This is a genomic window from Bacillus sp. SIMBA_074 (assembly GCF_046534555.1).
Classification (GTDB): Bacteria; Bacillota; Bacilli; order Bacillales; family Bacillaceae_G; genus Bacillus_A; species Bacillus_A mycoides.
The window spans coordinates 241,642-257,191 of record NZ_JAWRYM010000001.1 but is presented as its reverse complement, the minus strand read 5'-3'; the positions used below and the strand labels follow the sequence as shown (position 1 = coordinate 257,191).

Below are 15,550 nucleotides of genomic sequence, written 5' to 3'. Positions count from 1 at the left end.
AAACAAGTATGAACGGTCTTTATATAGGTTCTATGGGTATGATGAATTACATGCAGCATATTAATGTTCATTCGAATAACGTTGCAAATGCCCAAACGACAGGATTTAAAGCAGAAAATATGACTTCTAAAGTATTTGATGTGCAAGACACATACCGCCGCGGAGACGGAGCTACGACAAATATCGGTTCGGTCGATTACGCTGTCGTACCAGCTGCGACGCATGTGAACTTAGTACAAGGAAATATACAAATGACAAATAGTGCTACAGATTTCTTTTTAGATGACGGTGCGGCCGGAACATCATCATTTTTCGTTACATCTAAAAATGATGAAACATTTTTAACGAGAGACGGTAGTTTTACATTAAATAGTGATCGTTATTTACAAACAGCATCTGGTGCTTTCGTAATGGGTGAGAATAATGAACGTATTCGTATTCCAGAAGGAGCAAAGGTAGCTGTACAAGCAGACGGTACATTATACGATGAAGTAACACAAAATAATATTGGCCGCTTGCAAACGAAAACAGTAGATGCAGAAACGAATGCTCGCCTTGTGCAACGAGAAAATAAAAGTTTTACACTAGCAGAAGGTAACCTCGCTGATTTACCGAACGGAACAGGAATAGTAAAAAATCATATGCTAGAAAATTCAAATGTGGATATGACGAAAGAAATGGCTGACCTTATGTCGAGTCAAAAAATGATTCAAGCATCGCAACGTATTATGACTTCATTTGATAAAATTTATGAAAAAGAAGCAAATGAAATATTGAGATAAAGGACTCCTATTAGCGGGAGTCTTTTTTGTTATTGCATTTATTTCCGTAACATCATAAAATGATATTGATAATCATTATCATTTTATGTGTTGTAAAAAATACAAGATGTGAGGGTCGTATCATTTGTTTAACTAGGTAAATTAAAAATAAGGGGAAGGTGTGTACATATGTCTACAAAAAAACAGCTTTGCATTGGACTATGCTTGATTTCTAGAAAGAAAGAACAAGAGAGTATGTTTAACTCAGGGATAGATGAACAAGTAGAGTTGGCACTACAGGCAGAAAAGGCTAAGTTAGATTTTGTTTTTAAAGCTGACTATTTAGTAGCGCATCCCGATTTAATTGCTCGTAATAAGGGGAATGTAATTTTAGATCCGACATTATTGTTTACTGCTATTGCTTATGCAACAGAAAAAATTGGAGTCGTTACGACCGCTTCAACATCATTTTATCCACCATATATACTAGCGAGGCAACTACAATCTTTAAATTGGATTAGTAACGGCCGAGTAGGATGGAACATTGTCACATCAATTGATGGTGCTGAAAACTTTGGTGAGGCAGGGATGCCACCATCTGAGGAACGATACGCGAAAGCGGCAGAATGTACAGAGTTAGTAAGAAAACTTTGGAGGAGTCATCCTTATGAAGTTTTGAAAGAAGACAACGCAGAGGTAATTAGAGAGATGGTACAGCCAATTGAGCATCGTGGTGAGCATTTTGAGGTGAAAGGTCCACTTAATATCCCGCAACATATTTCTGGGGAAATGCCTTTATTTCAAGCGGGTGCTTCAGAGTCTGGCCGGAATTTCGCTGCTTCTGTTGCGGATGCGATTTTTGCCGCAATGCCAGATGTAGAATCAGGAATCGAACTTCGTCAAGATTTAAGAAGAAGAGCAGAAAAGCATGGCCGAAAGCAAGATGATATACGTGTATTGCCAGGTTTATATTTCTTTATTGGTGATTCATATGAAGAAGCACTAGAAATGCACAGGCAAGCTCATCAACACCTTACAAAAGAGAAGAGGTACGCTTTACTCGAAATGGTTCTTGGATTAGACGTTAGAGGGCTTCCATTAGAAAGTAAGGTTACTGAACATATGCTACCAAGTAGAAATCAAACTGTACGCAGTAAAACACATGCCGAATTATTACGGAATTTCATCATAAAAAATGAACCAACTGTTGAGCAAATACTAGAACGACCAGAAGTTGTTGGTTCTGCTCATTGGGTCGCTATTGGCACACCACAAGATGTTTGTAAGCAAATTATGGAAAGATTTGAAGCAGGGGCACTAGATGGATTTATTGCAATTCCAGGCGGTTCTCCAAAATCATTGGATTTATTCTTTAGTGAAGTCATTCCTTTATTCGTGAGAGCAGGTGTATTTAGAGAAGAGTATACAGGTTCAACTTTACGTGAGCATTTGGAGGGGAATATATCAAATGCTCTACAGCTGAAATAATTCATTATGCACAAAAAGCCTTTCAAAAGAAGGCTTTTTATTTCGAATAAAAATTCGGAATTATCAGTTGACTTGTAGAGGCTTCTTTTTTATATTAGTAGGTATAGCAATAACTACTAATGGAAAGTGAAATCGTAGTTTTGAAATTAGAGCTATATAAATTGTGAGGGGTTACCGATGGATGAAATAATAAAGGAGTTACAAAAGTTAGGTTTTTCCCAGTACGAATGTAAAGCGTATATTGGACTATTAAAACATTATCCAGTAACAGGTTATGAAGTGAGTAAACAAACAGGCGTACCCCGTTCAATGATTTATGAAGTACTTGGCAAGTTGATGGATAAAGGAGCGGTGCATATCGTTCCTTCTGAACCAGTGAAATATGTACCAGTGCCAGCTACGGAATTAATGGATCGAATGCGAAAAGATTTTGAAAAGTCCTTTGAATTTTTAGACCGAAAATTAAATTGTTTAGAACAAGAGCGACAAATTGATGTAATTTCGCATATTCGCTCAAATGATCGTGTTTTGAAAGAAATATGCAATATAATTAATAGAGCAAAAGAAGAGTTATGGATTTCTGTATGGGAGGATCAAGTGCACGAGATTGAGCCATTCATTCATCAAAAGGAAGCGGAAGGCGTACATATTTTTTCAATTTTATTTGGTGCTCCAGAAACAAAAATAGGAGCGACATTTCACCATAATTATATGACACCTCACGTCGTTGAAAAGAGAATGGGTGGTCATTTAACTGTTATCGCGCGTGATGGGGAAGAAGTATTAATTGCTAACTTTTCAAATGATAGCACTTCATGGGCCGTTACAACGTATGATCCAGCTTTAGTTCTCGTCGCTACAGAATATGTTCGGCACGACATTATGGTGGAAGAGATTACGAAGGAGTTTGGAGCTGATAAATTAGATACATTATGGCGTGAAAACATAGATTTAGTTCATGTCGTAACAGGAAAACGTACTATAGAAGAAATGGAGGGAGATAATGGTGAATAAAGCTCAAGCACATATGACACTGCAGAGCGATGATTCATTTCAGCAAGGTGTAAAGGATTGTTTACCAACTGTATTTGGATATTTGAGCATCGGTATAGCGGCTGGTGTTATTGCGAAAACAGCAGGTTTCTCGATCATAGAAATTGCTTTTATGTCCACATTAATTTACGCAGGTTCTGCTCAGTTTATATTAGCGGGTATGTATGCAGCGGGTGCCCCAGCTTCGGCAATTATTTTTACTGTGTTCTTTGTTAATTTACGTCACTTATTAATGAGTGCTGCACTCGCACCTTACTTCACCAAGATACCTCTTTTTAAAAATTTAATAATTGGTTCGCAAATTACAGATGAAACTTTCGGCGTTGCAGTGCAACAAGCAGCACAAAAAGGCCATTTAGGCGAGAAATGGATGATGGGACTTAATGTAACAGCATATTTAAATTGGATTTTAGCTACAGTTCTCGGAGGGCTTTTTGGAGAGTGGATACCAGATCCTCATACGTACGGAATGGATTATGCGTTACCAGCGATGTTTATCGGATTATTTGTACTTCAGCTAATAAGTAGTAAACCGAAACTAGCCATTCATCTAAGTGTAGCAATTGTAGCAATTATTATCGCATACGTTTCACACTTATTTATGCCAGATAGTATAGCAGTTATTATCGCAACACTTTTAGCTGCGACAATCGGGGTGGTGATTGAAAAATGGAAGTAAGAGTGGACGTATTATTACTTTTACTAGCAGCCGGAGCTGTCACACTCGTACCACGTATTTTACCTCTTCTCGTATTTAGTAAACTACAAATTCCAGACTGGGGTTTAAAATGGTTAAATTACATACCAATTGCGATATTAGCAGCACTTTTAGCACAAGTATTATTTATGCATGAGACAGTGCAGTGGGATTATATCATTGCGGCAATTCCTACATTTTTCGTAGCGATATATACTCGTAGTTTATTAGGAACAGTATTAACAGGAGTCATTGTAATTATTTTGTTACGTTTATTTTTCTAAAAAGGATTCAGCTCATATAATAGCGAAAGGTGTAATAACATGAAATATATAGGGGTGGTGTTATGATACTTTTAACGATAGGAGCAATATTGTTAACGTTGTTTATTTTTTTTATTATCGGCTTTATTACGTTTATGATGTTTGTTGATAAGGCGACACCTCAAATTTATTACACACCTTGTGAAACTATGACAATAAAATCTAAAGGTAAAAATAGAAGGAAGAAAAGTTGATGTTGGGCTTTTCTTCCTTTTATTTTTACATTCCTGAAAGAACTAACAACAATAATCCAAATAGAAAACTAATAGAAGAAAGGAAACCGATAGATATGGAAAAAATACGATTGTTCTTCCATTCGCGTGCGAAAACGATAAATCCTAAAACGCAAAGGAAAAACCAAATAGGTAGAAATATAAATCGACTAACTTTCTCAGGTAGTAATGAATAAAAATTTGTTAAATATAATATCCAATTCGTAAAAAATAGAGCACATACGATGAATGATTGTAAGTATGGTCGGTTTAGAAAATTTCCTTTTTTAACCGTCATAAAAATGAGAGCTAATGCTGAAATGAAGGGAATTATTAGGAATATGAGTAAAAGTAATGTAAGTGACATATAAAACTCCTTTATCATATTGTTTGCGTAAGAAACGAATCTATTAGGTTGTATGCTTGCTTTGTAGAGTGCTCGTTATATTTTTCAGTGTACGGATTTAAAAATCCATGTTCACCGTGTAGTTGATTTATTTCTAATAAAGGATTATTTTGTTGCTGCAATGTTTGGATTAAAGAGGATACTGAAAAACTAGCTTCTTGTTTAGGGAAAATAAGTAATGTAGCACATGTAGGTTTAATGTGAACATAGTCACGTATACGGGAACCGTAACATCCAATGATAAAATCTATTTTTGGATTGTTACTACAGAGCCAAGCGATGGTAGCCCCAACACTAAAGCCGATAAGTCCTATATGCGTGTAATCATTTGAAAGGGTAGAAATTACCTCATTAATTTGTTCTTTCCCATAATCAAATCCAATATGATTCATAAAATATTGATATGCTTTTTCTTCATCACTATAATGAAATGAATTTTGTAATTGTAGAAGGTTAGGACAGAATACATCTAATATAGATGTAGTGAAGTGATCTATAACATGATGCATATGATCATTCACACCGTATATTTCATGAACAACAACGAGAGCTAGTTTTTTCTTCATAGTTACAATGTACCTCTCTGAAACTTATATTCTTTCTCAACAAGGCAGATGCGCAGGTGGAAATTTTCATACCATTGCTCACGGCCTCTTTTTTTCGCTTCTTTATGTAAGGCGTTCCTTTTCCAATTTTCAATTGCTTCAAGTGACTCCCAATAAGAAATTGTAATTCCGAGTCCCGAATTATCACGTGCACTTTCGACACCTAAAAATCCAGGTTGCTGTTTCGCAAGTTCCTCCATTTTTTCGGCAACGGTACTATAGTCTGTTGTATCATTCGATAGATTAGAAGTGAATATAACCGCGTAATAAGGGCTAGTTTTTTGTGGATTAGTTCCCATTATCTTTCCTCCTTAACATATATGGTACGAATGTTCAGTTCATAGTTTGTATTGTAGCACGTAATAACAAGAACAGAAGCAGGAAGCTTCTGTTCTTGTTCAGGTGCTGAAAAACAGGGGTGAGAAGGAATATACAAATTAAGTGATACAAAGTAAGAAAAATGCCACTTCAAAAAAAAGAAGTGGCATTTTTTATATTTCCTCTAAGCTATTAACTGGAACCGTTAATTCGCGTTTTGGATTTGTTACTTCATATATGCGGGCGGTTTCGTTGCTTTCATCGACGTGTTGAATCATAACAGGCATGCCTTGAAAACTGACATTGGCTTCTTCAGATGACTCGGAAAGCTCTTTTGCGCGTTGTATATTCATTTATATTCCTCCCATCATTATTATCTTTGCAAAAAAGGAGGAATAATATACCATTTCGAGACATTTTTAAAGTTTTTGTATTATTTGTAATGTTTCTTTAATAAAAGAAGAAAAGATGGAATCAGGGTAGGATTGTATCTTTTGAGCGGCTTCTGTAGCTTCCTTCAGAGCCCTTTTTTTATCGTTAAGTTTTACATAACAAAGGGCACGATATGCACCTGCTGTTGTAAGCCACGCTTGATCAAGTGGATGGTTCATATAATCCGGCATGATATCACGTTGCAATGCTTGTAAAGCTTCCTCGTAACGTTTCAATCCGTATAAAGCTTTTCCTTTTTCAAGATAATACAATCCGTCGTCTTGAAAAAGTGGCTCATCTTTTAGTTTCTCTCGAAATTGTTCTAGATGTTTTAATGCGATTGTATATTCATTAGTAATCGTGTTGTAGTAGTAAGCTTTTAAAATATCAATAATCGCAATGGATAGAGTATCTTCTGTAAAAATGGCAAATTGCTCAGATTTTTTTATGTAATATAAATATTGTTCTTTATCAGCTGTAATGACTTTTTGGTAAGATAAAATCCGATAAAATTCGTCTGTTTTAAAATATACTTGATGCTTTTTTGAAAACTCGAGTGCCTCTAATATTGTTTTTTCACATGTTTCATAATCGCCGCATGCTAGTAAAATGATGGCTTCATATAAACATAACTCGATATGTATAATGAGATCCATTTCTAAATGTTTCTCCTCATAATCATTTCTAATACTAGCTATAAGTTGTAAACATTCACCATACTTTTTACGTGTGAATATCGTAAAGGATAATTTTAATTTTGTTTCCGTACTGTCCCGGTATAACGTATATTTTTCAAAAATAGAAGTAGCCTTTTCAACGTAATATTCAATGTTGTAATCTTTCATAATCGCCGCAGCTGTTACAAATTGTTTATATAAACGAGCGGTATTTAAAGTAGAAGGTAGCTCTTTTTGAACGATAGGTAGTAAAGTCTCATATACTTCATCACATTTATTTGCCTTTATTAGTTGTTCCATTTGTTGAATGATTTCTACAATTTCTACATCATCTTCTTCTAGTAAAAAACTCGTTTCGCATCCAAGTTTTTCAGCGATGTATTGTAATGTTTTCATGGAAGGTGTAGCTTTTCCATTTTCAATTTGACTTAACATACTTTTTGTCAGTTCTGAACCTGCTAATTCAGTTTGAGTAAGCTTTTTTTCTTTTCGTAACGTTTTAATTTTCTCGCCGAGAGTAGCCATCATATGCTCCTTTATAATCAAAAAGTTAAATATAATTAAACTTTTCGTTGTAAAAATTGGAAAGTTTTATATATAATAAGTTTAACACAATTTAACTTTTAAAGGGAGAGTGTCATAATGGGGGATGTAAGTATAGGTCAAAATGATTGGAAAATGAAGATTGCAACGAGAAATATTATTTTAATGATGATTGGAAAAATGACGTCCTTGTTAGGGGCGGGTATTTATACGTTTGCAATGGGATTATACGTATTAAAGACAACTGGTTCAGGAATGGGGTTTGCAACTACTCTTATTTGCGGATCAATACCAAGAATGATCTGTGGCCCAATTGCAGGTGCTGTAGCTGACCGTGTGAACCGAAGATGGCTTGTAATTGGCACTGATTTATTAAGTAGCTTAACAATGCTTATCATGTTTATTCTTGCTACTATATTTGGACCATCACTTCTGTTTATTTATGTATCAGCGGCATTATTATCAATTTGTGCAAGTTTTTATTCTGTTTCATTAACTTCGTCTATTCCTAATTTAGTAGATGAGGAGCGTATTCAAAAAGCGAGTGCTTTAAATCAGACGGCATCATCTTTATCGAATATTTTAGCGCCGATTATTGGAGGAGTTGTATTTGGTTTCTTTTCAATCAAAACATTTTTCCTGTTAAATAGTATTACATTCTTTTTAGCAGTTATTGTACAATTATTCATCGTATTTGATTTATATAAAAAAGAATTGGCCGAAAGTAAAGAGCATTTCTTGACGAGTATAAAAGAAGGTTTTTCATATGTGAAACGACAGCATGAAATATATGGTTTAATGAAAATTGCAGTAGGGGTAAACTTTTTTGCGAGTGCACTTTTCGTTTCGCTTCCATATATTATTATTAAAAATTTGCATTTATCCTCGAAGCAACTCGGTGTTGTAGAGGGAATGTTAGCAGTCGGGATGCTAATTGGTGCAATTGTTTTATCAGTACGTAAAGAAGTGAATAATCCGTTTCGCTCTGTTTATATTGGACTGTTTTTATTTGCGGGCTTGAGTTTATGCACAGTCTTTCCGTTGTTAGTTATCATTCCGAAAGTAGCAAGTTTTATTTACTATATCACTTTTATGATTTTAACCGGTATATCAATGATGGTTGTAAATATCCCGATGCAAGTACATATGCAAAAGACGACAGATCCAAACTATTTAGGACGTGTATTCGGTCTACTTGAAACAATTTCTACTGCAATCGCACCGCTTGGAATGATTGTATATGGATTATTATTAGATATGTTACCGACTAGCATTGTTATGATGACATTAGGTGGAGGATTATTGTTAGTTGTATTAGTTGGAGTAAAGCAGCATATGGCGAAAAAACAAGTGGATGTATCGGTTTAAAAGAAAATTTTAACAATATAAAAATGACCATATTAGTATTTTAGTTTTTGAAACTCCTTTTCATGTATGTTACAGTAAAGTGAGCAGGCAAAGAAAAGGAGAAAACATCATGAGAAAATTAAGTTTTGTAATGCTTTTTCTGTTAGTCGTAATGACTGGATGTAGTAATTATGACACGTATATTGAAACAGGTATGCAATCATTGAAAAATGAAAAATATAGTGATGCGATTATGTGGTTTGAAAAAGCGGAAAAAGAGAAATCAGGAAATGAAGCGAAGGCATATAAAGAAGTCGCTCAGTTACTAGATCGCGGTGCGACAGCATTAAAAGACGGTAAGTATTTAGAAACGAAAGATATTGCAAATGAAGTGTTACAAAAGAAAAAAGATGATGCACTTGAAAAAGCTGTGACATCAAATGCAGAGAATATGCTTCAAAAAGCAAAAGATGTGGAAGAGAAAGTAAATGAAAGAGTAGCGAAACGAAAAAAGGTAAATGAAGAAGGAATCGATAAATTAATTAAAGCTGTTGATAGTATAGATGATGTAAAAGAAAAAGAGAAAAAAGTTTCAGAAGCATTAGATAAGGCTGAAGAGGCACAAGCAAAAATTGAGGATAAGAAAAACAAATAGAGTTATAGTTTAAAAGGCTGTCGTGTATAACGACAGCCTTTTAATTTTTTTCTGCAAAAGAAGTAATACTATGTAGTAAAAAAGAAATTATTTTAGAATTCCATCTGTCCTCATGATGAATGGTATAAATATTACGCTGAAATTCAAAATCAGGGATCGGTATATAGCATAGCTCATTTCGTTGTACTTCTTGCTCAATAGCAAGTTTTGAAATAAAGGCAACCCCATTACCATATTTTAAAATTTGTTTCATCGTTTCTAATGAATCTAGTTCAATTTCTGATTGGAATGTAATGTTATGTGCTAACGTCCATTGTGTAAGTAAATCTCTCGTTGTAGATGGGTTACGATGCAATAATATACGTTCTTTTTCGATATCTTGTAATGATACATTTGTTCTTTTAGAAAGATGATGTTCTTTGGAAAAGGCAAGAACAAGTGTATCAGGCATTACATTCATTTGTTTTAGAAGTGGTTCGTCAAACGGTGCCGCAGAAATTACCCCGAGATCAATTTCATGATTTTGTAGCATCGTTCGAATTTCAGGAGCTGTTTTTACTATGAGTGTTATTTTTATATTTGGAAATTCGCATTGAAATTGGTGAACAACTTCTGGTAAAAGATAAGTCGCGGGTACATAACTAGCACCAATTGTTATAGCGCCTTTATTAAAATCTTTAAACTCTTGTGTGACCCGCCTAGCTTCTTTCATAAGTGCATCTATTTTACAAGCATAATGATGCAATGCCTCGCCAGCTTCTGTTAAGAAATACCTTCCGGAACGTAATTCAAATAAAGGCACACCAAGTTCCTCTTCTAAGCTTTTTATGTGAAACGTAATAGTAGGTTGTTTAACGCCAAGTTTTTCTGCAACAATAGTAAGCTTTTTGTATTTCTTAATAAGCACTACAATTTCTAATTTTAAGAGATTCATGATAAGTTGGCCCCTTTTTCTTCTAACTATAGAAAAAATCTATAGAAATAAATAGTTTATTAGAGATTTTTTAATTTAATCTTTACAGTACATTAACATTCAGTATAAAACTTCCAGATAGAATGAAAGCAGGTTAAGAATGAGGGGAGAGAGGTGAAACGATGGATATTAAAATTCATGGATTAGAAAAGGCATTTGGGAAAACACAGGCGTTAAAGCCGTTACAGATTGTAATGAAAAAAGGGGAATTCACCACACTTTTAGGACCTTCAGGATGCGGGAAAACGACTTTACTTAGAATGATTGCAGGGCTTGAGGAACCGGATAAAGGTGAAATATATTTTGGAGATAAGTGCATGTATTCTTCTGCTAAAAAGATAAAAACATCTCCTCATGAGCGGAATATCGGCATGGTATTTCAAGATTTTGCTTTATGGCCGCACATGACTGTATTTGAAAATGTTGCATTTGGTTTAAGGGCTACAAAGCAAACGAATCACTTAAGAGAAAAGGTAGAAGATGCGATAAAGCGAGTTCGTTTGCAAGGTATGGAGAAAAGATATCCGCATGAACTCTCAGGTGGACAGCAGCAACGTGTCGCATTTGCTAGAGCAATTGTAACGAAACCTCATTTTATTTTGTTCGATGAACCGTTAAGTGCACTCGATGCAATTTTGCGAGAAGAAATGCGATTAGAACTTATGGACATCGTTCATTCAATTGGTTTAACGGCATTGTATGTAACACATGATCAAACAGAAGCTATGTCAATGTCAGACCAAATTATTGTCATGAAGCAGGGTGAAGTATTACAAAAAGGAACACCAGAAGACATTTATGTGAAACCGTCTCATGAATTTGTTGCAAAATTTGTTGGTAAGGCAAATTGGCTTGTAGAGGGGAAAAAAATGATTCGTCCAGAGCATGTGAGCTGGACAAAAAATGACTTGTGCGAAATGTATACAGGTGAAGTTCAGCACGTTACATATGTAGGAGAACGTTATGAAGTGAAAGTAAACATGGGGACACTCGGTGTATGGACAGCTTATCACAATAGTAAGCTAAGCGTTGGTAAACCGGTATCGTTATATGTACCAAAAAAATGTATTCATCATATAGGGGGAGAATCGTATGAAGAAATTCAGTTCGCTTAAGTCTTTATTTGTATGTACTTTACTATTTTCTGCTGTAGTAACAGGTTGTAGCTCAAAGACAGGCAGTGTAGATGCAAAAAATAAAAACGCTAATGAAAAGAAAATTGTTGTATATAGTGCAGGACCAAAAGGATTAGCAGAAAAAATTCAAAAGGACTTTGAAAAGAAAACAGGGATAAAAGTAGAAATGTTTCAAGGAACAACAGGTAAGATTTTAGCAAGAATGGAGGCTGAAAAGAAAAATCCAGTCGTTGACGTTGTCGTACTTGCTTCTTTACCAGCGATGGAAGGATTAAAAAAAGATGGGCAAACGTTAGCTTATAAAGGAGCAAAACAAGCTGATAAGCTTCGTTCTGAATGGTCGGATGATAAAGGACATTATTTTGGATATAGTGCTTCAGCATTAGGAATTGTGTATAACACAAAAAATGTGAAGACAGCACCTGAAGATTGGAGCGATATAACGAAAGGAGAATGGAAAGGGAAAGTGAATCTTCCAGATCCAGCACTTTCAGGTTCAGCTTTAGACTTTGTAACAGGATATGTGAAAAAGAATGGACAAGATGGATGGAATTTATTTGAACAGCTTAAGAAAAATGAAGTTACAGTAGCTGGGGCAAACCAAGAAGCGTTAGACCCAGTTGTAACAGGTGCGAAAGATATGGTAATTGCGGGTGTTGACTATATGACGTACAGTGCAAAAGCAAAGGGTGAACCGGTTGATATCGTATATCCAAAAAGCGGAACAGTCATTAGTCCACGTGCAGCAGGCATTATGAAGGATAGTAAAAATGTAGAAGGTGCAAAAGAGTTTATTGATTATTTATTATCAGATGATGTGCAAAAACAAGTTTCTAAAGCGTATTTGTTGCCCGGTAGAAAAGATATAAAAGCTGAAAATAGACCGAATGTAGAAGAGATTCCAGTATTAAATATTGATTGGAAAACAGTTGAGAAAGAACAAGATGAAATAGCAAAACAATTTAAGAAAGTATTTCAATAAGATGGTGATTACATGGTAAATCGATTCGTAACAGTAAGACAAGTTGGAATGACAGTAGCGTTGTTACTTGTGGCGATGTTAATCGTCATTCCGATTTTTCTCATTTTATTTTCTAGTGTATATGAAAATAGCAGTTGGAATTTTTTAAAGCCTTTTGAAGTCATGCAGAGTGGTGGATTAGCTGGAATTTTTCTAAATTCGATGCTTCTAGGTGTACTCGTTGTAATAGGAGCTACAATATTTGCGTTTCCATTGGCGTTCATTATGAGCAAAACAGATGTAGGAAAGTATAGTAAGTTAGATATTGTTTTTATGATCCCATTTATGATCCCGCCCTATATCGGATCGATGGGCTGGATTTTGTTCATGCAACCTAACGGTTATTTTGAACAATTTTTTCCGGCTTTAAAGCCGATTTCATCATCGTTTTTTAGTTTAGGCGGTATGGTTTTAATTATGAGTCTGCATTTATTCCCATTCCTTTACTTCATGTTGAAAAACACGTTACTTCAGATTGGGAGTAGTAAAGAAGAAGCTGCAGCAGTTCATGGTGGAAGTTTTTTCTATCGTTTAAGAAAAATAATACTACCGTTATTGTTATCAAGTTATGTAATGGGCGCTTTACTCATTTTCGTAAAGACGATTGCTGAATTTGGAACACCAGCTACATTCGGACGTAGAATAGGATTCCATGTGTTAACATCTGAGATTCATAAATTTATCTCTAGTTGGCCGATTGATTTTGGCAGTGCCACAGCATTATCTTCTTTATTACTTAGTTCGTGTATGCTCATTTGGTATATGCAAAATGTATTGAATCGAAAGTATACATATGCAATGGTTAGTGGAAAAGGTGTGAAATCTAAAAGGTATACTTTGTCTATATTTGCGCGCGTTATAGCATGGGTTTATGTAATTGGCTTACTAATAGTAGCAATTGGAATCCCATACTTTTCTATACTTATTGCTTCTTTGTCGAAGTTAAGAGGCGGTGGCTTACATTTTAATAACTTTACAACAAGCCATTATGAAGCATTATTTACAATTGGTTCTCCGGGATTAGAAGCTTTATGGAACAGTTTTCTTTTTTCACTCGTAACGGCGATTGTTGCTGTAATTATTGGCGTATTTTTGGCGCTTATGATTCGAAAGGGGAAAAAGTCCTCTGAAAAATGGCTTGATATGTGCGGCATGTTACCGAATATGGTACCAGGAATAGTGATGGTTGTAGGGCTTATTTTATTTTGGAATTCACCCTATATGCCTATGTCAATTTACAATACACCAGTCATGGTTATCGTAACGTATGTTGTTCTCTTTTTACCTTATACGGTGCAGTATGTAAAAGCATCGCTCGGACAAATTGATGATTCTCTTGTACAGGCAGGAAGTATTTTTTCCGGGAATTATATTTATATTTTTAGAAAAATAATATTGCCGCTTATTATTCCAGGAATTCTTGCTGGATGGGCGATGACATTTACGATTTCGATAAGAGAGTTAGTAGCATCGCTTCTCGTACTACCTCCATCAGTAGAAACGTCAGCAACGTTTATTTTTGCTCAATTTGAACAAGGAGAAGTATCTATAGGAATGGCAATGGCTGTTGTTTCTGTTGGGCTTACAACAATGTGCTTATTACTTCTGCAACATATGGAGCAAAAACGAAAAGGGGTAGCATGATGAGGATGGAAGTATGGGGAGGAGCGGGAGAATACGGTCGTTCCTGCTATTTTGTGAAAAATAAAGAGACAAAAATAGTATTTGATTGTGGTATTAATCGATCATATGAGGATAGTTATCCCAAAATAGAAAGAGAAGTTGTTCCGTTTTTGGATGCAGTATTTTTATCACATATTCATGAAGACCATACGATGGGTTTACCTTTATTGACGAAGTATGGATATAAGAAAAAAATTTGGACGACTCGTTATACGAAGGAGCGACTTCCAGCTTATTTTGAAAAATGGGGAAACTACAATCTTTCAAAAGGGTGGAATTTACCTTATAACGATCAAAATATTAAAGATTTAAATTATGTATGTATTGATGAGATTAGTAATCCAAATGAATGGATACAGATTACACCGACGTTGAGGTTTCAATGGGGGTATAGTGGGCATGTATTAGGAGCTGTTTGGTTTTTAGTGGATATGTGTAATACATACGTATTTTATTCTGGTGATTATTCAGCAGAATCTAATATACTACGAGCTAATTTACCTGAAAATTTGCGAAGCGATATAAAAATTGCAATTGTAGATGCCGCTTATCACACTGATGATGTTTCACAAAAGGAACGAGTAGACGAATTATGTGCAGAAATTGAACGAGTTGCTCAAAATAAAGGAACAGTATTACTACCACTGCCCTCACTTGGTAGGGCGCAAGATATAGTATTTTATTTATATGAACGATATAAAGAACTTCCAATTATAGTAGATAAAGAAATTTTGGCTGGATTTGAAGAGATGTTCATATATAAAGATTGGTTAAAAAATAAAGAAAAACTTGAACGGGTTGTGGAGGTTTTAAAAAGAAACATAATAGTTATGGATAATGACATTTGTATGCAAAATAGTTACGGAATAGTTGTAATGAGTGATGCGAATATGCAAACGAAACGAGCACAGTTGTATTATGAACAACTTCGGCATGAAGAACGAAATTCGATTATCTTTACTGGACATATTGCTAAAGGAAGTTTTGCAGAAAAAGTTTTGAAGGAACGTGTAGGTAAAGAATGTAGGGTGAAGCGAGTTCCATATAAAGTTCATCAAAGTATAAGTGACGTTAAGGAAATGTTAAATACATTATTACCAGAACATACGGTGTTAGTACATGCTTTGAAAGAGGATACGGATCGATTACAACAAAAGCTAAGCACAGCAGGATATGAAAATGTGTATTCACTTGCAATGGAATGTGTAGAAGTCATATAA

The 15,550-nt window shown here is 35.0% G+C and carries 18 protein-coding genes; 12 read left to right on the top strand and 6 right to left on the bottom strand.

Annotated features, from left to right (window positions below; translation table 11 throughout):
* Positions 1-8: 8 nt before the first annotated feature.
* From SB773_RS01290 to SB773_RS01265, 6 genes are all read left to right on the top strand, one after another.
* Complete coding sequence (locus tag SB773_RS01290; protein ID WP_033713348.1) at positions 9-782, top strand: flagellar basal-body rod protein FlgG; 774 nt, start codon at positions 9-11, stop codon at positions 780-782.
* 168 nt (positions 783-950) lie between these two features.
* Entirely contained in the window at positions 951-2,249 is a 1,299-nt protein-coding gene (locus SB773_RS01285; RefSeq protein WP_410588224.1) for an NtaA/DmoA family FMN-dependent monooxygenase, read from the top strand.
* 177 nt (positions 2,250-2,426) lie between these two features.
* Positions 2,427-3,263 carry a TrmB family transcriptional regulator gene (locus tag SB773_RS01280; RefSeq protein WP_002168713.1) on the top strand — a complete coding sequence of 279 codons (837 nt, stop codon included), beginning with the start codon at positions 2,427-2,429 and terminating at the stop codon, positions 3,261-3,263.
* A complete protein-coding gene (locus SB773_RS01275) occupies positions 3,253-3,981 on the top strand; it encodes an AzlC family ABC transporter permease (RefSeq protein ID WP_002126646.1) in 729 nt (242 codons plus the stop codon). The genes SB773_RS01280 and SB773_RS01275 overlap by 11 nt, the downstream gene beginning before the upstream one ends.
* Positions 3,972-4,283 (top strand): AzlD domain-containing protein, encoded by a 312-nt coding sequence (locus tag SB773_RS01270; RefSeq protein ID WP_002168712.1) that lies wholly within the window; start codon positions 3,972-3,974, stop codon positions 4,281-4,283. Before SB773_RS01275 ends, SB773_RS01270 begins: the two co-directional genes overlap by 10 nt.
* A gap of 62 nt (positions 4,284-4,345) precedes the next feature.
* Positions 4,346-4,516 carry a DUF3951 domain-containing protein gene (locus SB773_RS01265; RefSeq protein WP_002011981.1) on the top strand — a complete coding sequence of 57 codons (171 nt, stop codon included), beginning with the start codon at positions 4,346-4,348 and terminating at the stop codon, positions 4,514-4,516.
* A gap of 25 nt (positions 4,517-4,541) precedes the next feature.
* On the opposite strand, the gene SB773_RS01260 is transcribed toward SB773_RS01265, so the two are convergent.
* The 5 genes from SB773_RS01260 to SB773_RS01240 all read right to left on the bottom strand — a co-directional run bounded on the left by SB773_RS01260 (position 4,542) and on the right by SB773_RS01240 (position 7,497).
* On the bottom strand, positions 4,542-4,901 hold the full coding sequence (locus SB773_RS01260; RefSeq protein ID WP_002126648.1) for a hypothetical protein: 360 nt from the start codon (positions 4,899-4,901) through the stop codon (positions 4,542-4,544).
* Positions 4,902-4,915: 14 nt separating this feature from the next.
* Positions 4,916-5,506, bottom strand: a complete 591-nt coding sequence (locus SB773_RS01255; RefSeq protein WP_002168711.1) for a dienelactone hydrolase family protein — start codon at positions 5,504-5,506, stop codon at positions 4,916-4,918.
* 2 nt (positions 5,507-5,508) lie between these two features.
* Positions 5,509-5,844 carry an antibiotic biosynthesis monooxygenase family protein gene (locus SB773_RS01250; protein ID WP_002126653.1) on the bottom strand — a complete coding sequence of 112 codons (336 nt, stop codon included), beginning with the start codon at positions 5,842-5,844 and terminating at the stop codon, positions 5,509-5,511.
* Positions 5,845-6,036: 192 nt separating this feature from the next.
* The gene (locus SB773_RS01245) at positions 6,037-6,216 is read right to left on the bottom strand and encodes an H-type small acid-soluble spore protein (RefSeq protein WP_001025736.1); all 180 of its coding nucleotides are present in this window, start codon (positions 6,214-6,216) and stop codon (positions 6,037-6,039) included.
* A gap of 66 nt (positions 6,217-6,282) precedes the next feature.
* On the bottom strand, positions 6,283-7,497 hold the full coding sequence (locus SB773_RS01240; protein ID WP_002126655.1) for a helix-turn-helix domain-containing protein: 1,215 nt from the start codon (positions 7,495-7,497) through the stop codon (positions 6,283-6,285).
* A 117-nt stretch (positions 7,498-7,614) separates the two neighbouring features.
* Between SB773_RS01240 and SB773_RS01235 the strand changes: the two genes are divergently transcribed.
* Both SB773_RS01235 and SB773_RS01230 read left to right on the top strand, forming a co-directional pair.
* The gene (locus SB773_RS01235) at positions 7,615-8,883 is read left to right on the top strand and encodes an MFS transporter (RefSeq protein ID WP_002031019.1); all 1,269 of its coding nucleotides are present in this window, start codon (positions 7,615-7,617) and stop codon (positions 8,881-8,883) included.
* Between the two features lie 109 nt (positions 8,884-8,992).
* A complete protein-coding gene (locus SB773_RS01230) occupies positions 8,993-9,517 on the top strand; it encodes an outer membrane protein assembly factor BamD (protein ID WP_002086429.1) in 525 nt (174 codons plus the stop codon).
* Positions 9,518-9,557: 40 nt separating this feature from the next.
* Here the strand turns inward: SB773_RS01230 and SB773_RS01225 are convergent, their stop codons facing one another.
* Positions 9,558-10,451: a LysR family transcriptional regulator gene (locus tag SB773_RS01225; RefSeq protein ID WP_002126660.1), complete on the bottom strand. Its 894-nt coding sequence runs from the start codon at positions 10,449-10,451 to the stop codon at positions 9,558-9,560.
* 161 nt (positions 10,452-10,612) lie between these two features.
* Between SB773_RS01225 and SB773_RS01220 the strand changes: the two genes are divergently transcribed.
* The 4 genes from SB773_RS01220 to SB773_RS01205 are packed head-to-tail and all read left to right on the top strand — an operon-like array spanning position 10,613 to position 15,550.
* Positions 10,613-11,605 (top strand): ABC transporter ATP-binding protein, encoded by a 993-nt coding sequence (locus SB773_RS01220; protein WP_002141170.1) that lies wholly within the window; start codon positions 10,613-10,615, stop codon positions 11,603-11,605.
* Positions 11,583-12,608: an ABC transporter substrate-binding protein gene (locus SB773_RS01215; protein WP_002126664.1), complete on the top strand. Its 1,026-nt coding sequence runs from the start codon at positions 11,583-11,585 to the stop codon at positions 12,606-12,608. The genes SB773_RS01220 and SB773_RS01215 overlap by 23 nt, the downstream gene beginning before the upstream one ends.
* A 12-nt stretch (positions 12,609-12,620) precedes the next feature.
* Complete coding sequence (locus SB773_RS01210; RefSeq protein WP_410588216.1) at positions 12,621-14,291, top strand: ABC transporter permease; 1,671 nt, start codon at positions 12,621-12,623, stop codon at positions 14,289-14,291.
* Positions 14,288-15,550 carry an MBL fold metallo-hydrolase gene (locus SB773_RS01205; RefSeq protein ID WP_410588214.1) on the top strand — a complete coding sequence of 421 codons (1,263 nt, stop codon included), beginning with the start codon at positions 14,288-14,290 and terminating at the stop codon, positions 15,548-15,550. Before SB773_RS01210 ends, SB773_RS01205 begins: the two co-directional genes overlap by 4 nt.